General features: G+C 52.1%; 19 protein-coding genes. 2 read left to right on the forward strand and 17 right to left on the reverse strand.

Annotation, left to right across the window (positions count from 1 at the left end):
* Positions 1–41: 41 nt before the first annotated feature.
* Positions 42–1007, reverse strand: coding sequence for an asparaginase (locus ACOOGA_RS01010; RefSeq protein WP_417460930.1), 966 nt, complete (start codon positions 1005–1007; stop codon positions 42–44).
* 24 nt (positions 1008–1031) lie between these two features.
* On the reverse strand, positions 1032–2150 hold the full coding sequence (gene ald / locus ACOOGA_RS01015) for an alanine dehydrogenase (RefSeq protein WP_417460931.1): 1119 nt from the start codon (positions 2148–2150) through the stop codon (positions 1032–1034).
* A 180-nt stretch (positions 2151–2330) separates the two neighbouring features.
* Between ald and ACOOGA_RS01020 the strand changes: the two genes are divergently transcribed.
* On the forward strand, positions 2331–2801 hold the full coding sequence (locus tag ACOOGA_RS01020; RefSeq protein ID WP_417460932.1) for an Lrp/AsnC family transcriptional regulator: 471 nt from the start codon (positions 2331–2333) through the stop codon (positions 2799–2801).
* Between the two features lies 1 nt (position 2802).
* Here ACOOGA_RS01020 and ACOOGA_RS01025 read toward each other — a convergent pair whose 3' ends face one another.
* The 3 genes from ACOOGA_RS01025 to ACOOGA_RS01035 form a co-directional block, all read right to left on the reverse strand.
* Complete coding sequence (locus ACOOGA_RS01025; protein WP_417460933.1) at positions 2803–3219, reverse strand: hypothetical protein; 417 nt, start codon at positions 3217–3219, stop codon at positions 2803–2805.
* A 108-nt stretch (positions 3220–3327) separates the two neighbouring features.
* Positions 3328–4326: a cysteine synthase A gene (locus ACOOGA_RS01030; protein WP_420429307.1), complete on the reverse strand. Its 999-nt coding sequence runs from the start codon at positions 4324–4326 to the stop codon at positions 3328–3330.
* A 415-nt stretch (positions 4327–4741) separates the two neighbouring features.
* Positions 4742–6544: a DUF885 domain-containing protein gene (locus ACOOGA_RS01035; RefSeq protein ID WP_417460935.1), complete on the reverse strand. Its 1803-nt coding sequence runs from the start codon at positions 6542–6544 to the stop codon at positions 4742–4744.
* A 110-nt stretch (positions 6545–6654) separates the two neighbouring features.
* On the opposite strand from ACOOGA_RS01035, the gene ACOOGA_RS01040 reads away from it, so the two are divergent.
* Positions 6655–7704: an isoaspartyl peptidase/L-asparaginase family protein gene (locus ACOOGA_RS01040; protein ID WP_417460936.1), complete on the forward strand. Its 1050-nt coding sequence runs from the start codon at positions 6655–6657 to the stop codon at positions 7702–7704.
* Between the two features lie 68 nt (positions 7705–7772).
* Here the strand turns inward: ACOOGA_RS01040 and ACOOGA_RS01045 are convergent, their stop codons facing one another.
* From ACOOGA_RS01045 to ACOOGA_RS01100, 12 genes are all read right to left on the reverse strand, one after another.
* Positions 7773–9980, reverse strand: a complete 2208-nt coding sequence (locus ACOOGA_RS01045) for a TonB-dependent receptor (RefSeq protein WP_417460937.1) — start codon at positions 9978–9980, stop codon at positions 7773–7775.
* A 78-nt stretch (positions 9981–10058) separates the two neighbouring features.
* Positions 10059–10361: a hypothetical protein gene (locus ACOOGA_RS01050; RefSeq protein ID WP_417460938.1), complete on the reverse strand. Its 303-nt coding sequence runs from the start codon at positions 10359–10361 to the stop codon at positions 10059–10061.
* 115 nt (positions 10362–10476) lie between these two features.
* Entirely contained in the window at positions 10477–10800 is a 324-nt protein-coding gene (locus ACOOGA_RS01055; protein ID WP_417460939.1) for a hypothetical protein, read from the reverse strand.
* A gap of 98 nt (positions 10801–10898) precedes the next feature.
* Positions 10899–12713, reverse strand: coding sequence for an ATP-binding protein (locus ACOOGA_RS01060; protein WP_417460940.1), 1815 nt, complete (start codon positions 12711–12713; stop codon positions 10899–10901).
* A 91-nt stretch (positions 12714–12804) separates the two neighbouring features.
* Positions 12805–13563, reverse strand: a complete 759-nt coding sequence (locus ACOOGA_RS01065; protein ID WP_417460941.1) for an SDR family NAD(P)-dependent oxidoreductase — start codon at positions 13561–13563, stop codon at positions 12805–12807.
* A 22-nt stretch (positions 13564–13585) separates the two neighbouring features.
* Positions 13586–15295, reverse strand: coding sequence for a long-chain-fatty-acid--CoA ligase (locus ACOOGA_RS01070; RefSeq protein WP_417460942.1), 1710 nt, complete (start codon positions 15293–15295; stop codon positions 13586–13588).
* A 33-nt stretch (positions 15296–15328) separates the two neighbouring features.
* Positions 15329–16396: a patatin-like phospholipase family protein gene (locus ACOOGA_RS01075; RefSeq protein ID WP_417460943.1), complete on the reverse strand. Its 1068-nt coding sequence runs from the start codon at positions 16394–16396 to the stop codon at positions 15329–15331.
* Positions 16397–16541: 145 nt separating this feature from the next.
* Positions 16542–17516: an NADPH:quinone oxidoreductase family protein gene (locus ACOOGA_RS01080; protein ID WP_417460944.1), complete on the reverse strand. Its 975-nt coding sequence runs from the start codon at positions 17514–17516 to the stop codon at positions 16542–16544.
* Positions 17517–17593: 77 nt separating this feature from the next.
* A complete protein-coding gene (locus tag ACOOGA_RS01085) occupies positions 17594–18775 on the reverse strand; it encodes an acetyl-CoA C-acyltransferase (RefSeq protein ID WP_417460945.1) in 1182 nt (393 codons plus the stop codon).
* Between the two features lie 11 nt (positions 18776–18786).
* Entirely contained in the window at positions 18787–19707 is a 921-nt protein-coding gene (locus tag ACOOGA_RS01090; RefSeq protein WP_417460946.1) for an SDR family NAD(P)-dependent oxidoreductase, read from the reverse strand.
* Between the two features lie 21 nt (positions 19708–19728).
* Positions 19729–20193, reverse strand: a complete 465-nt coding sequence (locus tag ACOOGA_RS01095) for a MaoC family dehydratase (protein ID WP_417460947.1) — start codon at positions 20191–20193, stop codon at positions 19729–19731.
* Between the two features lie 30 nt (positions 20194–20223).
* The gene (locus ACOOGA_RS01100; RefSeq protein ID WP_417460948.1) at positions 20224–21012 is read right to left on the reverse strand and encodes an SDR family oxidoreductase; all 789 of its coding nucleotides are present in this window, start codon (positions 21010–21012) and stop codon (positions 20224–20226) included.
* Between the last annotated feature and the right edge of the window lie 6 nt (positions 21013–21018).

Below are 21018 nucleotides of genomic sequence, written 5' to 3' on the forward strand. Positions count from 1 at the left end.
CCCCTCAAGCTGTCTGCAACTATTATGTGTCTTTTTTTTACTCAAACACTTTTAACGGCAGCCGTAAAGGTCTCTTTCCAATTCTTATCGCCCTGCCCCAGTAGCAACGACAAAAGGATGCGGGCTTTCCGCCCCCTTAGTCCGCCAGATGGCAAGAGGCCCCGTTCGATCAGGTCAATCTCGGCACCTTTATATCCGTATGTTCCCTCAAACACCCGGCCCGCCCGTGCACGTGATGCAAGAATCACAGGCATTACCTTGCCAAGCGCCTCGGCCTTATCTGCCCAAACCTCCGATAGGTGTCCGGCACCATAGGCCTCAATAACGAGACCTTTGTACCCCAACTCGATGATATTTTGGATCATGCGACCGTCATCATCCAGCACTGCAGATAAGAGCGCCACCGGCACAAATTTGCCGCCTTTCATTCCGGCACCCATCCGAGCGTTCCGCCACCAGCGAACCTCGCCTTCCACCACACCACCTATCGGGCCATGTTCCGAGGTGAAGGCCTGCAGGCTAGACGTATGCTCCTTGGCAACCAGCCATGGGTCGTGCACCTCGCCGTTCATCACCAGGCTAACGCTTCCCGCATCTGCCGCAAGAGCCACGAGGGTTGCGTCGTAAAGATTGGCTGGTCCGTCTGCACCGGGCTGGTTTGAGGTTCGCATCGCCCCCGTGAAAACAAGCGGCTTCTTACCCGAATACAGGAGGCTGGCCAGAAACGCCGTTTCCTCCATCGAGTCTGTGCCCTGGGTTATGATTATACCATCAGCCGATGATCGTTCCGCCATCCGGCATACTTCTGCGACCAACGAGAAATCCAGATTGGCGCTACCTTTCTGGGCAACGGTTTCGGCCTCGAAATCAGCCAGACTCTGGAGAGCCGGCACAGCCCTGATGAGGTCTGCTGCAGATAATGTAGGCGTGACCCCCGATTGATCACCGGGGGTCATCGCTATGGTTCCGCCAAGAGCGAAAACCTGAATTACGGGCGTCTTTGTCATGCCCGTCTTTTATACTAATTGTGCTTATGCGCCAATAGCTTCTAGTGCGGGAACGTAATCAAGATTCTGATCGCGTGCGACAGCTTCATATGTGATCTTGCCTTCACATGCGTTAAGGCCTTCAAGCAGATGTTTGTCATCCGCCAGCGCTTGTTTCCAACCCTTGTTGGCGATGGCAACAGCGTGACGAAGGGTGGCGTTATTAAGTGCAAGCGTAGAAGTACGCGCAACACCGCCCGGCATGTTTGCCACACAATAGTGAACCACCTCATCAACAATGTAGGTTGGGTTTTCATGAGTCGTCGCCTTGGAGGTCGCGAAACAGCCACCTTGGTCAATCGCAACATCAACAAGCACAGAGCCGCGCATCATCTTGCCAATCTGCTCACGTGAAACCAGCTTAGGCGCAGCTGCACCCGGAATAAGAACCGCTCCAACAACGAGGTCTGATGCAAGAACATTCTCTTCAACAGCGTCATTAGTGGAGAATACGGTCTTAACCTGACCTTTGAAAATATCGTCAAGCTGCTGCATGCGGCGAATAGAACGATCCAGAATGGTTACATCTGCGCCCATGCCAACAGCCATGCGAGCGGCGTTAGTGCCTACCACGCCACCACCGATGACCGTTACTTTAGCCGGCGCAACACCCGGTACGCCGCCAAGCAACATGCCCCGACCGCCCTGGCTCATTTCAAGTGCATGAGCACCAGCCTGGATAGACATCCGGCCTGCAACCTCTGACATTGGCGCGAGGAGTGGTAAACCGCCAAACTGATCAGTAACAGTCTCATAAGCGATTGCAATCGCGCCAGACTTGATCAGCCCCTGTGTCTGCTCGGGATCTGGAGCCAGATGCAGGTATGTATAGAGAATCTGGCCCTCACGGAGCATCTCGCATTCTACTGCCTGCGGCTCTTTTACTTTGACGATCATGTCGGCTTTGGCGAATATTTCAGCCGCTGTGTCGATAATCTTTGCGCCAATGGCTTCATACATGTCGTTAGTAAAGCCGATCTCAAAGCCTGCGTTATTTTGCACAATAACTTCGTGGCCATTTTCAATAAGCTCACGTGCGGATGCTGGCGACAGGCCCACCCGATATTCACGATTTTTAATTTCCTTAGGAACACCTACAAGCATACTGCCCTCCTCAAAAATAATACTGATTGCCTGCATGGATGAAAGGCACCCGCCAGCCCTCCCTGCTTGACGGCGAATTTACTGCAAACAATGCAGAATGTCCTTGCAAAGAGGAGCGTTCCATCGCACATTTTCACAATAATAATCCTATTATGATAAATAATAAGCAAGATTCTGCGAATGATTGAAATTGATAAGATTGATCGTGCGATACTGGACGCCCTCCAAAAAGATGGACGATTATCAAATGTCGAGCTTGCCAGACATGTAGGGCTTTCCGAAAGCGCCTGTCTGAGACGCGTTAAAAACCTCGATGAAAAAGGTGTCATTACTCACTATGCAGCGCACCTGAATGCAGCCTCGGTCGGGCTACCGGGATCTGTTTTTGTGAGAGTCTCACTTGTAGATCAGCAAGAAGAAAAACTTCGCACGTTTGAGGAATCTGTGCGTTCCGTGCCCGAGGTGATGGAATGTTACCTTATGAGTGGAGACGTGGATTATATGATCCGGGTTGTGGTAAAAGGCGCCCCCGATTATGAGCGCATTCACAACACGCTCACCCGCCTGCCAGGTGTGGCACGCATACACTCAAGCTTTGCGCTCAGGACTGTCCTGAAACGCACCCGACTACCCCTACGCTCGCAGGCTTGATCTAATCCTGCTCAGGCTCGCCCTTTGGCGCCTCGCCCATAAGGAGAAGCCAAGCCTGCCCAATGATGATGAACAGAGCACAGCCAGACAATATAAAGGGGTCGATATAGATCGCTTCGTTGAAGGTAAAGGTACCGCCTGAGATTTTCTTCCAACCCATAAAATTCTGTGACGCCGCGACAAATGCACCAAAAAAGGCAAGTACGCTCCCTACATACCTCAGTATCCAGTGCCTGAAGTTTGGCATCATCAAAATAATACCAAGTAGGCCAATCACAGTTCGCTGACTTCGACAGTAAGGGCATTCATATACAACCCCTGTGAGATCCACTGCCCAGGCTGCCACACCAATCACCAAGGATACAAAGCCAATATATCTAACATTATTGGCATAAAAACCCAGATCAAACACCTTCACGGCAATTCCTTTACTATCTTCAAGAAGAAATGCAGAATAATGAAGTCGCCTGAAAAATCAAGACATACAAACAGTATGGGCTTTTGCCTCACCAGGCCCTGAACACACTCAAAGCCAATCAGGGACAGGCAAGTTCTTACCTCTCAAAAAATCTGGGTTGAAGAGTTTTGACTGGTAACGCAGACCACTATCGCAAAGTAGCGTCACAATCGTATGTCCAGGCCCCATTTGCTTTGCCAACCGAATAGCGCCCGCCACGTTAATTCCGGTAGATGACCCAACACAAAGCCCTTCTTTCCGAAGCAGATCAAAAGCTATAGGCAATGCCTCTTCATCAGCGATCTGGAAAGCTTCGTCAATTAGGGCACCTTCGAGGTTAGCGGTTATCCGCCCTTGGCCAATTCCCTCCGTAATCGAGCTACCTTCTGCGCTTAACTCACCGTGCTTGACATAATTGTAAATGGCGGCTCCCATCGGGTCTGCGAGAGCAATCACGATATCCCTGTTGTGCTCCTTCAGGCCCATTCCCGTACCAACCAAAGATCCGCCGGACCCCACAGCGGTAATGAAGGCGTCTATTTTTCCATCGGTTTGAGCCCAAATTTCCTGCGCTGTTGTCTTGATATGAGCTTCACGGTTAGCAACGTTGTCAAACTGATTTGCCCAGATGACGCCATGCTGTTCACTTGCAGATAATTCCTCTGCCAACCGCTTCGCTACATGATTAAAATTACCCGGATTTGAGTATGGTGCAGCAGGCACAAGTTTCAGCCTCGCGCCCATAATACGAAGTGTATCTATCTTTTCTTGCGACTGGGTCTCGGGCATCACTATTAGGGTGCGATATCCCTTGGCGTTCGCAACAACGGTTAACCCAATGCCTGTGTTCCCCGCGGTACCTTCTACTATCAGTCCGCCAGGTTCAAGCAGTCCACGGCGCTCCGCATCTTCAATAATATTGAGTGCGGGACGATCTTTAAGTGATCCACCCGGGTTCGCATACTCAGCTTTACCAAGAATGGTGCAACCGGTGAGTTCGGACGCATATTTAAGCTTGATCAGAGGCGTATTTCCGATGCCCGCAAGTGCCCCAACTCTTTCTGTCATAATACTCTCCGCATACATATTTTCCCTCGTACCGCATCAGGTTAAAAAGAAACAAGATTCTTAATTGGCGAGGCGATGCAACATTTCAAGGCTACTTTCAAGACAATATAAGCAGAATGGTGGAATATTTTTTTAAAGAAAGTGAAATTTGCTCAGATACAAAATTGTATCTGTCCGGACAATTTTGCCAATAAACGGAAGGCAAAGCGTATCATAAGATCCAAAACTGCGGTCCGGCGCCCAGACCATCGGCATACCTAAAATCAGCATAGGTTCAAGATGATACGCTATCCATCTGGCGCGCTAGAGAAGCGCACCAGTGTTCAAGACCTCAGGCATCCCTATCTGCAGCATGGCATGCGCGAATGTTGAACCGAGCCCTTCCTCTACTTGAGCTGTAGGCGTCCAGCGGCAACTACATGCCACCCTGCTCCTGAATTTCCGCTTTGCCTTCTTTAATCAGCTTGTTGATATGAGCTTCAAGAATGAACAGGGGCAAACCGCCATTTTCCAATACTGCGTCGTGGAATGCCTTGACGTCAAAAGCCTCGCCAAGCTGGGCGCTAGCACGTTCTCGCAATTCCACAAGCTTCAACTCACCCATCTTGTATGCAAGCGCCTGCCCAGGCCATGAGATATAGCGATCCACCTCCGTACGAATATTGTGGGTCGAGAGTGCCGAGTTCTCTTCCAGCAGCTTTATGGCCTGATCTCGCGTCCACCCTTTAGAGTGGATACCCGTATCGATAACAAGCCGGCAGGCACGCCACATTTCATATGTCAGGCGACCAAACTGCTCATAAGGCGTCTCGTATATATCCATCTCAAGGCCCAAGCGTTCGCTGTATAAGCCCCATCCTTCACCAAAGGCATGAGGATAGATACCTAGACGAAAGTCTGGTACGCCCTCTAACTCTTTAGAGAGTGCTATCTGCAGATGATGCCCCGGCGCAGCCTCGTGCAATGTGAGGGCTGGCAAAGTATAAAGCGGGCGCTTGTCCAAGGCATATGTATTCACCCAGTAATAGCCGCCGCGCGGGGCATCCAGCGGCGCACCGGAATAGCGCCCGGTTGTATAGTTGGGCGCCAACACCGCTGGCACAGCCTCAACGCCATACGGCTGACGGGGCATCTTGCCAAACAGTGATGGCAGCCGTCCGTCAATCTTTTTCGCGATATAGCTAGCGTGCATAAGCAGTTCTTTTTCCGTCTTAGCGTAGAACTGCTCATCTGTACGCAGGAAGTTCAGGAATGCCGCGAAATCGCCCTCAAAGCCAACTTGCTTGATAATCTCTTCCATCTCGGCACGAATACGGGCCACTTCGGACCGGCCAATCTCATGCACTTCATCAGCGGTCAGATCTGAAATTGTGGTGTAATATTGCACCATCGCTTCATAATATTCCGCGCCACCTGGCATCTCGGACGCACCAAGGCTCTCCCGTGCAGCCGGATAATATTCATCCTGCATAAAGTCACGAAGTGCAGTATAGGCGGGCATCACTTTGCCCATGATCACATCTTTTGCCCTACTGCGCAGGTCTTCCTGCACATCTGATGGCACCACATTGTTCATTACGGCGAAGGGTTGATAGAAAGGACTGTCTTCAGCTTTCTCCTCAATAATCGCGTCAAAACTAGGCAACAAGCCGTCAAGCACCACCTTTGGCATTGTGAAACCTTCAGCAATACCTGTACGCAGGTTGGCTATATTCTCTTGCAGGTAACGCGGTAGATCTTCAAGGCGACGAAGGTGCGCCTCGTAGTCTTCGACCTTCCTGAAGTTTACAGACTGCCCCATCCGCACCGGCCATGTATGGAAACCGCTGTCGGAAAATAGCGGCATACGCCAGGTACGAAACTTCGCCTCTGTAAGGTCGCTTTCAATCATGAAGCGGAACATGTCATAATTTAGCTGATCTTCCTCGGAAAGCTTGTCACGTTTGATTTTGTCTAGCGCCTTGAGGAAGCCTTCGCTTGTCGCTTGCCTACGCACTTGGTCGGCTGGCGTAACCGTTGGCATGTGGTCTGCTACAGGGCGCGGCTTTCCGCGCGGACCAGTGCCAGGGTTTTCCGCATAATGATGATCACGTTCTTTTTGAAAGAGAATATAGAGCGCGTCCGTCGCAGATTTACTTGGTGCGGCATAAGCACTCGCACTCATCAGCCCAACGGCGCAGAATAGCGCTACAACATGCTTTATCAGTTTTGGTCCCACGATCACTCCTCCCCGGAAGTCCTAAATTATTGTGTGCCGACAGCGTTTCCGGCCTTGAAACTATTTCTTCCATGCGAAACAATCGCGCGCAAGTCAAAAGGGAGGGATATATGTGGCTCAAATCTATCGCAAAAACAGCTGCTATCGCAGCACTAACACTCGCGGGAGGCACCAGCATGGCCTCGGATAATGAAAAACCAGAGTATGCGCTCGTGATTCATGGCGGCGCTGGCACCATCACGCCAGACAAGCTAACACCCGAACTGGATAAAGAAATCCGAGGGACTTTGCTCAAAGCTCTTAGCACAGGACAGGAAATTCTCGCGTCCGGGGGCACGTCTCTTGATGCCATAACCGCAACCATTCAGGTTATGGAAAATTCCCCCCACTTCAATGCTGGCAAAGGCGCTGTTTTCACCGCAGAAGGCAAAAATGAGTTGGATAGTTCAATCATGGACGGCGCCACATTAAACGCTGGCGCAGTCTCAGGCGTTAGCAATGTTAAAAATCCGATCACCCTGGCCCGTGCGGTGATGGAGAAATCTGTTCACGTAATGCTGCAAGGGCACGGCGCAGAGAAATTTGCCGATGAACAAGATATTGAACGCGCGGACGACGACTATTTCTACACCGAATACCGCTGGGGTCAACTGCAGGATGCCAAGGCTAAACAACAAGGCCCCGTTCTTGATCATGACGGTAAAGAACATTCCAGCGTCGAAGACAAGACAGCGGGCGATTATAAGTTCGGAACAGTCGGTGCGGTCGCGCTCGACAAACATGGTAACTTGGCCGCAGGCACGTCCACAGGCGGTATGACCAACAAATCACATGGCCGTGTTGGTGACAGCCCCATCATTGGTGCTGGCACCTATGCCAACAACAAAAGCTGCGCGGTTTCAGCAACCGGGCACGGTGAGTTTTTCATTCGCGCAACTGTCGCCCATAGCATATGCGCGCTAATGGAATATGGCAGCCTGAGCCTCGAAGAAGCCTCAGACCGCATTGTCATGAAACAACTCGTCGAAATGGGCGGTGATGGCGGCATCATCGCCGTCGACAAGGACGGCAATATGGTTATGCCTTTCAATACCGCAGGCATGTTCCGCGGCAAGGTCAGCAGCGATATCGAAGCGGATGTCTCAATCTATAAAGACTGATCTCACCGAACATTCATGAAAGCTTAAAGAGCGGGCATTTGCCCGCTCTTTTTCTATATGACTAAGTTCTAAAATGTGGCTTGGAAGGATATTTTCACATTACGCCCCGGAAGCGGCACGAGGTCCTTCAGGAAGCTCGTATGCTGGCGTGCGTCGACGTTGCCCAGGTTGCTGCCCCTTACCTCAAACGACAAGTTCTTGTTGTCGAAAGGCCGAACCGTCAGGTAGGCGTTCCAAAGCATATAGTCCTCTGTTGGTAACTCATTTGCTGTGACTCGTTTTTGCTTGGCTGAATATTCCAGCTCGGTACGCAGATCAAAAAGCTCTGCTCGCGCCTCAACCCCAAACAAAGCCGACATTGGCGGAATACGCGGCAAGTTATCATTGCCCGCAATATTCTTAAGTTCCGCACGAACCAGATCGGCTTGAGCATCCAGATGCAAGTCTATTTCGCCGAACGCAGATGTCTTGTACGTACCCGCATGCAACTCAGCTTTGGCTTCGAAACCATAAAGAGCCACATCGCTGACCCTGAAGGCAAACACGGGCAGCTCATCTTCTTCATCGCCCGTAGCCACCTCATAGATAAAGTCATCATACGAGGTGTAAAAGCCGTTCAGTACAAAGCTAAATGGACCTGTCGCATAGTTGAAGGTGGCCTCTAACCCCAAGGCCGTTTCCAGGCCCAGAGTTGCATCGCCAAGCTCGTAGGCGCCCGTGGCAAGGTGGGGACCATTTGAAAACAGCTCTTCAGTTGAAGGCGCACGCTCAGTCCTGAACAGTGACAGCCCGACAAAAGCAGCGTCAGAGATATCATATCCAGCGCCCGCCGACAGGCTGATGCCATCAAAGGATCGCCCATCCTGCTCTGATGTTACATCCTCGATAGTATATTTGGTGTGTTCATACCGTGCACCCGCCTCAAACTGCCACGCGCCCGCTGAGAAGTCTTTCACGCTATACAGGCCGTATTGTGTACTCACTGTCGGAGGAACAAACGCTTCTTCGCCAATCGCAGAAAAATCACGACGTTTGATTTGAATGCCTGTTGCCCCGTTCCAGCGTTCACCACCTTTCTCAATCAAATCCAAACGGCCTTCCCAACCTTCGTTGGAAAACACGGTACCAATTTCATCGCCTTCAAGCTCTGTGTGTTTATAATCGGCATATCCAAATCGAATTTTCGCCTTCTTGAACCAGCCGAAGTCACCATTGAACTCTCCATGCAGGTCATAGCGGATCTGGTCAAGGTCGATGGTCACGGCCTCGTCGTCATGCTCGTCCTCGTGATCGTCGTGGTCTTCATCTTCGTCATGTTCTTCATCATGATGGTGTTCATGGCCACCGGGCACGCCGTAGGTGCTATCCATCTTGCGAACATTGAAACCAAAAAAACCATTGTCGAAAATGAAGCTCAATCCCGCAGAGCCGCCCTTGCTCTCTGTTGCAGAATTTTCGGCAATACCGAAGACTTCCTCATCCTCGTGTTCTTCATGATCGTCATGGTCATCGTGTTCTTCATCTTCCTCGTGCTCATCGTGCTCTTCTTCCTCTAAAGCCCGAAAAGCCTCGGATTCTGCGAACCCAGGTATTTTGTAATCGTCGGTTTTGCGGTACATCGCATCACCGTGGAAAACGATATTTGCATCTCCAACACTGCCAATATTCGCTGTAATGGCGCCCGTCACCTCATTGCCGTGGTTTACCGTGCTGTGCCCATAACGCACACCGCCATCTACACCGCCTTCCGGTACTGCAGTAGCGATCCGGCCGTCAAACACGTTTACCACCCCGCCAGCGGCAGAGCTGCCATACATCAGCATGGCTGTGCCGCGAAGTATTTCGATCCGTTCCGCAAGCGCAGGTTCAACCGCTACAGCGTGGTCCGGGCTAGTTGACGAGGCATCTATTGATCCAATGCCTGCATCAAGCACCCGAATTCGGTCTCCACCCAGCCCCCTGATAATTGGACGGCTGGCGCCGGGACCAAAAAAAGTTGACGACATACCGGGTTGGCGACGTAAAGTTTCGCCAATCGAACCGTCGAGCTGGCGAAGGATTTCCTCTTTGCGCATGACCGTCGCACCCAGGATCGTTTCTCCGAGCTTTCGCCCCTCAAACGCACCTGAAACTACGATCTCTTCAAGCTGTTCATCAAGTGGTGGCGCCAAAGCCAGCGTCCCTGTTGTCGGGACAGTGGCGAATGTCACCGCAACTGTTGCAAGCAGGCGTTTCTTGTTGTTGCGATATATTGATTTGATTATTTTACTGGACATGGTTGTTTCCTGTAACCCTGATTTACGGTGTTGACAGTGAGTCCTCTCACTGGGCCAACAAAACTGAATTTTCGGTATTTAAAGGGGGGTTACAAAGGATGGCGGCGCGCGGATCGCACCAATGCTGTCAAGAAATATGCGGCTTAGGCTACGAAGCGCTATTACCCATGTCACCTGCTCATTTTCTGGCAGGATCAGGTTTGTGCTTTGGGGCTTAAGCGTTGGGGTTTGATCAGAAAATTTGCACAATGCACAAACACGGTCATAAGGCGCGTCGACCTCATGATCTGAAACGTGTGCGCTCGCTGCAGCTGTTACCACAAAATATGCAATAACCGCGAATAGCCGAATGCCGATTTGAAAGAATGAGCCCTGTCTCACTACCTGTCTCTTAACTCTGATTATAACGGCCATAAGTCAATTCAGGACTTACAGCAGCTCCGGCGCAGCAAATAGCCGCGCCAATCCCCAACTTAAATATTGTGGGGTAAAGTAATCAGAGAGAGGGCGGGCCACGCGCGCTCGCGCACGCCTTGAATGATGGGCAAGGAACGGAAGCCGTATCGGCCACATAGAAAATATGCCAATCCGGTGCCGCGAGTTGAGCAACAGGTTTCGCTGCATCAACGTCCGGTGTGTGCTTGCAAGCCGTTGCAATGATGCAAGGGTGACCATCGTGGGTATGTTCGCTATCAGCAAAGGCCGCCGCATGCGCGCTTGCAATGAGCTGTGCCGCAACAAAAAGCATAGCCAGCCATGGGGCAACCCTCGTCAGACCCAAACGGCCAATACTGTTTTCTATGTTGCGCGGCGATTTCATCGTCCGTACGGATCTTCCTAAAAGGATACAATATCTTGGGGAATTTACGCTATAATATTACGCGTTTCAAGCCTTAGTGAAATGCCCTAGAATCTGGCTTAACCAAGCTCGTCGAGAAGAGCGTCTAGCGGATCGCTTGTCACAGCAGGCTCCGCAGTAGATGGCTTGGCGATCGCAGCTTTTGGCTTTACTGGTTTTTTAGAGTCGGCGCTCTTCTCATCCGACAAGGGCAGATCCTTGATCTGCTTGCTTTTTTTCTTGGGCACAGGCTGTGCCTCAGTCGCAGTACCGTGGATTTCCTCTCCCAGCACCTGATTAATGACCAACAGCAAATGCCGACGATTGATTGGCTTCGTGACCACATCTTCCATGCCAGCCTGCTTAAAACGCTCAAGCTGTTCAGGGAATGCATCAGCAGTACAGCCTACGATGGGTACATTTGCCTTATCGCCATCCATAGCCCGGATCCATTTAGTGGCATCAATGCCACCCAGAACGGGCATCTGGATATCCATCAGGATAAGGTCAAAGTCGGTTTCTTCAACCAAACCACAGGCTTGAGCACCGTTTTCAACTGCAACAAGTTCATGGCCAAGCTTGCCAAGCATGTTCGCCAAAATGCGCTGGTTGATCAGGTTATCGTCCGCCACCAGAATTTTCAGGGTACGGTTGGCTTTTGCGTCCAAAACTGCTGCACGCGGGTCAAATGCCGGGCTGTCCGACACATCGTCCGCATTGCCTTCTTCACACACGAAGGTAAACCAGAAGGTCGCACCTTCACCTTCATCGCTGTCGACGCCGATATCTCCGCCAAGAAGTGTGCAGAGTTGCTTGCAAATCGCGAGGCCAAGGCCCGTGCCACCAAAACGCCGGGTCGTTGACGCATCCGCTTGTGTAAACTTCTGGAACAGCTTGCGTTGCGCATCCTTGCTGATACCAATCCCTGTATCAACGATGGAAACACGGACTCTGATATCCTTGCCGGACTTACTTTCCTGTTCAGCTTTGATAATGACGCCACCGTCTTCGGTGAACTTAAGCGCGTTACCAACAAGGTTAAACAATATTTGGCGCAAGCGCGTCGGGTCGGAAAAGATGACCTCCGGTAGCCGTTTGTCACACTGCCAAGTAACACTGAGGCCCTTCTCCGTCGCCTTCGGCTCAAGGAAGTGCACGGTGTCAGAGATAACTTTCTCTAGTTTGGTAGCCTGATTATCAAGCTCAACCTTGCCGGCTTCGAGTTTGGAGATATCGAGAATATCGTTGATTACCGTCAGCAGCGTTTCAGCTGATTGTTGCAGCGTCATCGCAAAATGCCGCTGGTTTTCGTCCAGCTCTGTATCTAGGAGAAGATCGATCATACCGATCACGCCATTCAGGGGCGTGCGGATCTCGTGGCTCATGGTCGCCAGAAATTCAGACTTGGCAACATTGGCAGATTCGGCGGCATCCCGTGCTTTTGAGAGCTCATTTGCGAGTTTTGCGAAAGCTTCACGCTGCTCCTTAAGCACTGCTTCGTTACGGCGCTTGTCTTGCACAACCTGCTGCAAGTTATATTCGACCTCGGAAAATTCTGCTAGCCGCTGCCGCGTAGCCTCAGCGCCAGCACGTAGCTTGATAAGAGCATCCATAAGGTCGGGCCGAGCCTCGAGCGTCGCCTCAACTTCCTCGCTCATAACGTCAAGCTGTTTGGTTCCTTCAGGCATGCTCCCGATAAAAACCTCCACAGGCTTCACCAAATGCCGTTCAAGCGCAATTTGCAGTACGACGCCGAGCACGCCGCCGAGGAACCCTGCAGACAAAACCGCCACAAAGGAGATCGGCACCTCAGGAACCAATATTAAGGGAAAGCACGCGCCACCAGCGGCGGCGAGCCCTACAATCCAAGGTAACGCTTTCAAAACGTTCGACATAAACTCTCAGTAAACAGGTTGACCGAAAAGATCTTCAGTCAAAGATTACTTGCATGCGACCGCAGACGCAACCAACAGATGTCCTGATACCTCAGAACTGTACGCGGGCCAAGAAGCCGCCATCAACCACGAGGTTCGCGCGTGTTACCCAACTGGCCGCCGGACTGGCCAGAAACGCGACACAATTTGCAACCTCATCTACAGAGCCTAGGCGGCCCATGGGGTGCTTGGAAACCGTCGCATCATAGGCTTCCTGGTTGGTGTGTTGCACCGTGCCCCAGAATCCATCATCAACATGAATGGGGCCCGGCGATACAGTGTTCACCCTCACTCCGTGTGGAGCTGCGGCCGCTCCAAGCTGACTGGCGTAGGATATCAGCCCTGCCTTGACCGTATTGTACGCTGACGGGCCACCAAAAGCCTCGAGGCCAGCAATACTGGCAATGACGACGATCGCCCCGCTACCGGACGTCGCCAAATAAGGCAAAGCAAGATCACAGCCCCGCACTGTGGCCATCAGGTCAACGTCGAATGCAGCCTGCCAGCCTTCTTCGCCCGCCTGCGCACCGCCACTCACGTTTGGTATAAATATATCAATGCCACCAAGTGCTTCGGCAGACGTTTGAATCCATCGAGTCAATGCATTACTGTCAGACACGTCACACGCTGCTCCGACAACGCTATGCCCCTCAGCCTGCAAGGTATTGCTTACTTCCGAGACCTCATTTGGGTTCCTTGCACAAAAGGCTACACTCGCCCCCTCTGCAACAAAGCGCCGCACTATTGCCGCACCAATGCCACGGCTTCCCCCGGTCACGAGTACGCGTTTACCCTTCAGGCCAAGATCCATGCAGCGCTCCTCTTATATGTATTTAGCTAATTGCGGCCTCAGCATGCGCGAGGTCACGCAGTTCACGCCGCAACACCTTGCCGACAGGCGACTTGGGCAGTTCATCTACAAAACAGATGACCTTCGGTACTTTGTATCCCGTCAAATGTTCCCGGCAATGAGCAATCACGTCATTTTCTGAAAGCCCCTGGTCCTTACGGACAATGTAGGCAACGACCTTTTCACCGCTTTCTTCATCTGGCGCGCCAACAACGGCTGCTTCGGCTACCCTATCGCACCGAGTTAAAACATCTTCAATATCAGTAGGATAGACATTGAAACCGGAAACAATGACCATGTCTTTCTTACGATCAACAATCGAAAGATAGCCTTCATCATCAATGACAGCCACATCGCCCGTCAACAACCAGCCATCTTCTGTGATCGTCATTGAAGTGGCTTCCGGGTTATTCAGATACCCTCGCATGATCTGCGGGCCGCGGATCAGGAGCTCGCCCGGCTCGCCCTGAGGCATGTCTTGGCCGTCTTCACCCAGAATCCGAATTTCAGTGCCCGGAATAGGAATGCCACACGTGCCCCTTTTGGGCGGGCGGTCAAACGGCATTGAAGAAACCACACAGGTTCCTTCGGTCAGCCCGTAGCCTTCATAGATGAACGCACCCGTCAGGTCTTCCCATCTTTTTGCTGTCGCAGGCTGTAGTGGTGCGGCACCAGAAAAACAGAGCCGGAGATTTTTGGGAGGGTTCTCAACAAACCATTTTTCTTGCAAAAGCCCCAGATAGAGCGTGTTTACACCGGGCATAATCGTAATATTGAATTTCTCGAATACAGGTTTGAGGTTCAAGAGCGGCCGCGGAACTGGCACCAGCACCACGTGGGTACCAGTGTACATGCTGTTGAGCATGCCAACCGCCAACGCATAGACGTGATAGAGCGGCAGCACGAGCATCAGATGGTCACCATCTTCGCGCTCCAACCCGTCATCGCGCTTATTTGCCTGAGAGATATTGCTAACCACATTGCCGTGCGTAAGCTCCGCCCCCTTGCTCCGCCCCGTCGTACCACCTGTATATTGATAAATAGCGTTCGTATCAGTGCCCGCACCGTCCCGGTAAGCGCGCACGTTCGCACCTTGGGCTAGGTGTTTTTCCCCCGCCTTAAGCACGGATGCCAATGTTCCGGCCGTGGTCGCATTCTTTGCAGGTACTGCTTTCTTCACGTATTTCAGCGCAAAGCCAAGCAAGGCTCTAGGCAAACCAGGGAAGAGATCAACAAGCGAGAGTGTGTAAACGCGCTCAACCTTGGTCCCGTCGACAGATTGTTTGATACGGTCGCCAAACACATCAATCACAAACCAGACCTTTGCGCCACTGTCCTTCAGTTGGTGGTTGGTTTCATCCGGCGTGTATAGCGGGTTCACGTTGGTGGCGATAAGCCCTGCCTTAAGAATACCAAACGCCAGAACTGGATAGGCGAGTGTATTGGGGCACTGGATCGCTACCACATCACCGGGTTTTAACCCCAAGTCCTCACGCAGATAAGCTGCCACAGCGTCTGAGTGGCGCCCGATATCACTGAACGATAATGTATGCGAATGGCCTGTTGGTAAAATGCAGCTGACAGACGGCTTGTCCCCGTGCTCTTCAACACAGATGTCAACCAACTCCCCAAGATGCCCTGCAAGCATGTCTTCCGAGGTAAAGGACACCCCATTCATAACTGCACCTTCCATTATATCTCCCACTCCCTACTTCATAGTAACTCATTATTCTGGTGCGGCTTCAAGCCTTTCCAGCAGTAAATCTGGCTTTTCCAGCATTGTCGATAGCTCGTCCGCCAGACGGTAACTTTCATCAACTACCCTGCGCCAATAAGGTTTACGCTCCGTATCTTCCATCTCGGAAAAATTCTTCCTGTCCGGAATACGGCCATATGGCAGTGATGCGACAAACTCTTCGCTCGGCGCTAATACAAGCTGTTGATCAAGTACCTTTGCTCCGGCTTTTCGGTTCCTACGCATCTTGTCAAACCACCCCGGCACCAGATGGCTGTAGAAGTGCGGATATAAAACAATCCCGTCCTCATAAGTCCAAGGTATGTCAAAGTGGTAGTCAATCACGCCGCCATCCCGGTACACCCCTTTGGGTGCACCCTCAATATCCACGACAGGGTCAACCGCGAAGGGTATAGAGCCAGACGCCATCAAAGCATCATGCAGTGAAGCTGGCACCAGTTTCGCATCGATGCGGTCAAAATCTCGCCAAAGCTCTGAACACGCAACACTCTCGCCGCTATAAAAAACAGCGCGTTTAAAAAAAGTACTTAGAGTGGCACGACTTACGGCATTAAGCGAGGCAGCTGCCAACAGCCCTGCCCCTTCCACAACACGTGAACTACTTGCCGTTGGTCCAACGCAGCGCACTGCAACGATGTTGAGGTTTCTTTTAGGGTTTGTGATGATCTGCCTGCAAACCTCTGGGCCCATGACCTTGTTTAATATCGCATAGGAGGCTTGGGTAACTGCCTGTGGGCTCGCACCGTCTTCCTTCCGATAGCCAAAATAAGCCTCTTCGAAACGCTTGAACATCAAGGCTGGATCAGGGTGACTTGCGATTGTCATGCGCCATGCGCCGATTGAGGACCCCACCATATCAATATGACTGTCGGTCTGAGACAACCAGGAGCCAAAGATGAATTGATCCAGCCCTCGGAGCACCAGCCATTTCGGGCCACCAGACGCACCAACGACCATGCGCACCAAATCTGGCGTCAATCCGTTTGCTTCAATTCTCTTACGTGCAGTTTTCCCGGCAACCAGTCTAAGGGCCTTCATAACTCCCCAATCTCCTTTGATAAGAGAAAATATATGGCCCGACGACTTTTTCAAGACTAAGCAGTCCAGAAATTGCTTTTTAGCAAAAATAAAGGGCCGCGAGCACGTTATTGCATTCGGCGGCCCTTGTATCACTCAATTGGCTTTATGGCTTGAGGATAACCTTACCTTTTGCACGACGTTCGCTCAGGCACGCAAAGGCTTCAACCACGTCTTCAAGGCCAAATACGTCGTTCACGAGTGGGTCTATCGTCCCCTTATCAAACATCTTGAACATCTCCATCGTGTTCTGGACTTGAATCTTGGGGTTAGCTCGCGCCCAGTTGCCCCAGAAGACACCGACGATGGAGCATTGCTTTAACAGGCAGAGGTTCAGTGGTGGGCGCGGTATGTCACCTGCAGCGAAGCCTATGACAAGATGCCTGCCGCCTGCGGCCATAGTACGAAGCGCTATCTCCGTATAGTCACCACCCACAGGGTCATAAATAACGTCCACACCCTTGCCGCCTGTGATCTCTTTCACACGGGCTTTCAGGTCTTCGTTAGAATAGTTAATCAGATGGTCAGCGCCGGTTTTCTTGCAAACTTCAAGCTTTTCATCGCTGCTTGCCGCCGCGATAACCTCAGCGCCCATGGCTTTACCAAGCTCAACCGTCGCAAGCCCAACGCCGCCAGCCGCACCCAGCACCAAAAGCGTCTCACCCGACTGTATGGCTGCACGCTGTTTGAGCGCATGATAGCTTGTGGCATAGGTAATAGTGAAGCCGGCGGCCACTTCAAACGGCATCTTGTCCGGCATAGGAACTAGCGTGAGCGCAGGTGCAGCGATTTTTTCCGCAAAGGCGCCGGTCTGGTTAAAGAAAATGACCCGATCACCGACTTTGACGTTGGTGACACCCTCACCCAGCGCTTCAACAATGCCTGCTCCTTCCCCACCTGGGGTGAACGGTAAATCGGGCTGGAACTGATATTTACCCGCAACCATCAGGATATCAGGAAAGTTGAGGCCGCCAGCCTTCACGTCGATGAGCACTTCACCTTTACCCGGCGTTGGTACAGCAATGTCTTCAACAACGAGCTTCTCGTGCGAGCCAAGCGCATGACATCTTACTGCTTTCATGTTTATTCTCCCTCAAACAAACAAGGCGGACAGCGCACGATATCGCCGCGTCCGCCCCTGATTGTCTATTATTATCCTTATGCGACTTCGAACAGACCCGCAGCGCCCATGCCGCCACCAACACACATGGTGCAGACGACATATTTCGCACCCCGGCGCTTACCTTCGATCAGCGCGTGACCAACCATGCGTGCACCGGACATACCGTAAGGGTGTCCGATAGAGATAGCACCGCCGTTAACGTTCAGGAGGTCATTCGGGATACCAAGCTTGTCGCGGCAATAAAGCACTTGCACCGCAAACGCCTCATTCAGCTCCCACAAGCCAATATCATCCATCTTGAGGCCATTTTTCTCAAGAAGCTTTGGAATTGCATACACTGGGCCAATTCCCATTTCATCTGGCTCGAGGCCTGCAACCGCAATACCGCGATAGTAGCCAAGCGGATTAAGGCCGCGTTTTTCGGCTTCCTTCGCTTCCATTACCACAGCAGCAGACGAGCCGTCAGACAGTTGGCTGGCATTACCAGCCGTAATCGTCCCGCCTTCAATGACAGTTTTCAGCCCAGAAAGGCCCTCAATCGTGGTCTCAGGGCGGTTGCCTTCGTCCTTCTCGAGCTTCACATCATGGAAGGTCATCTCTTTGGTTTCTTTGTTTACCTGCACCATCTTGGTAGCGATAGGCACAATCTCGTCATCAAACTTGCCAGCTAACTGTGCGGCGGCTGTGCGCTGCTGTGACTGCAGGCTATATTCATCCATCGCATCGCGGCTAATGCCGTAACGATCAGCAACAACCTCAGCAGTTTGCAGCATCGGCATGTAGGTGTGAGGGTGCATCTCAACCAAGCTTTTGTCGATCACTTGCCAGCGGTTCATATGCTCGTTCTGCACCACAGAGATACTGTCAAGACCACCACCGACAGCAATATCCATCCCATCATGCATGACCTGCTTTGCAGCCGTCGCAATCGCCATCATGCCGCTTGAACACTGACGGTCAATTGTCATTCCTGATACGGTAACAGGGAGGCCTGCCCGAAGTGCTGCAAGGCGGCCAATATTTGTGCCGGATGAGCCTTGTGTGAGCGCACAGCCCATGATGACATCTTCTACTTCCGCACCTTCAAGGCCTGCGCGCTTGACTGCGTGTGCGATCGCGTGCCCACCAAGTGTGGGGGCAAGAGTAGCATTAAGAGCGCCTCGATAAGCTTTACCGATTGGCGTCCGCGCCGTTGAAACGATGACTGCTTCCCGCATTATACTGCTCCTTAACCCATTTTTATGCCGAGCGCTGCTGCGGCTTTTCCGATAAATTTCATTGATTGCTGCCCACCCTGCACCAGCTCTTGCTGACCTTCAGGGTTATTGATGTTACCCATCTGGGCGCGAACATTCTCAGGTGTTTGATCGTCTGGCTTCAGATACACGCCGTCGGTCTCGTAAACCACAGCACGAGCATAACCACCTGCCCCGGCTGAGAGTACCGTGCGGTTAGGCGCATCCTCGTCGCAAAGCGTGATCAGGCCAGCCGTCACTGACTCTGGCGTGGACAATTTAAGCGCGGCCTCAGGCAACAAGCCCTCAGTCATGCGCGTGGCGGCCATTGGTGCAAGGCAGTTCGCGCGAATGTTATACTTCGCACCCTCAAGGCACAGTGTGTTCATAAAGCCAACAAGGCCCATTTTTGCCGCACCATAGTTGCTTTGGCCGAAATTGCCGTAGAGGCCCGACGAAGATGTCGTCATAACCAGGCGGCCATAGGCTTGCTCCCGCATAATCTCCCACACGGCTTTTGTACATACGACCGAGCCCATCAAATGAACCTGAACAACGAAGTTGAAGTCTTCGACTGTCATTTTCGCGAAGGTTTTATCGCGCAGCACGCCTGCATTATTCACCAGTACGTCTACCCGGCCCCATTTCTCCATGGTTTTAGCCACCATGTCTGCAACTTGTTCTTCATTTGTGACGTTGGCGCCGTGCGCAAAGGCTTGTCCGCCCGCGTCAGTGATCTCTTTAACCACGGCCTCTGCCGCAGCAGAGGAGCCACCAACACCATGCACGTCACCACCCAGATCGTTTATCACAACCTTAGCGCCACGACGGGCAAGTTCAAGGGCATGTGTGCGGCCAAGGCCACCACCTGCACCGGTTACAATTGCAACACGATCGTCAAACCGAATACTCATTCCACTCTCCACACTATTCTATTAACTGGCCAGGACCTGCATGGTCAGCCACTCAGCGATGAGCGCCGGGCGCTCCTCACCCTTAATTTCCATTGTCAGTTCTGTTTTCAACAGGAAGCGGTTCCCCGGTTTTTCGCTTACACTCAAGAGCTTGGAACGAGCGCGAATTTCGCTGTCCACCTTCACCGGGCTCATAAAACGCACCTTGTCTGAGCCGTAGTTGATGCCCATCACAGCACCTTCAAGGCCGATTGCAGCATCTGCCATCAGATACGGTGCCATCGACAGGGTCAGAAACCCGTGGGCAATGGTAGTTCCGAATGGAGTCTTTGCCGCCTTCTCCGGGTCTACGTGAATAAATTGATGGTCGAGCGTAACGTCCGCAAACGCATTGATGCGTTCCTGATCGATTTTAAACCAATCAGATACACCCGTTTCTTTACCGATATAGTCTTGAATTTTGTCTTTATTTACAATGATCGCCATTGTCTGATCCCGTATGAAAAAGTTTCAAACTTAAGGTAGCGCGGAAATGCCGCCGTCAAGGGGAATTACGCCACCTGTGATATAGCTACCCGCACGTGAGCACAACATGATGAGCACACCTGCCACATCTTCCGGTTCCCCACAGCGATGTAGCGGTACGCGCTCCTCTGCGGCGCGCCTGCGCTCTTCGTCGTCGGTCACAAAGGCCATCATGCGACTAGGAAACGGCCCGGGTGCAATAGCGTTCACTGTGATATGAAAACGCGCGAGCTCGTTAGATAGTATTTTGGTCAAATGATGCACTGCCGCCTTCGATGCGCCGTAGGAATAAGCGCTATTGGAGACCGGCCGGGTCCCAACAACGGAGCCCAAGTTGACCACCCTTGCCGGGTCATCTTTAGTGCCAGCCTTTTTCAGCAGTGGCAGCACTAGGCGCGTGAGGTCCGCAACCGCAGTCACATTTAGCCGGAACACGTCATCCCATTTCTGACGGGGGAAGTCTTCAAACGGAGCGCCCCATGTCATACCTGAGTTATTGACGAGAAGATCCAGCTTGCCTTCACGCTTAGCGATCTCGTCCGCCAGCCCTTCGGTGCCTTCAGCTGTTGATAGGTCAGCCTGAAGGGCAATCACCTCGCCCGGCCCAACGGCATTGAGCTCACTTGCTACATCTTCGCAACTCTCCAGCCTGCGGGAAGCAATATAAACCTTACAACCCGCCCGAACGAGCGCTTCAGTCGCCATCGCGCCGATGCCCGAGCCTCCACCCGTCACCAACGCGACTTTGCCTTTAATATCAAATAGTGTGCCCAGTTCCATCTCGTG

Origin of the sequence: Kordiimonas sp. (assembly GCF_965216265.1) — a bacterium.
Lineage (GTDB): Bacteria > Pseudomonadota > Alphaproteobacteria > Sphingomonadales > Kordiimonadaceae > Kordiimonas.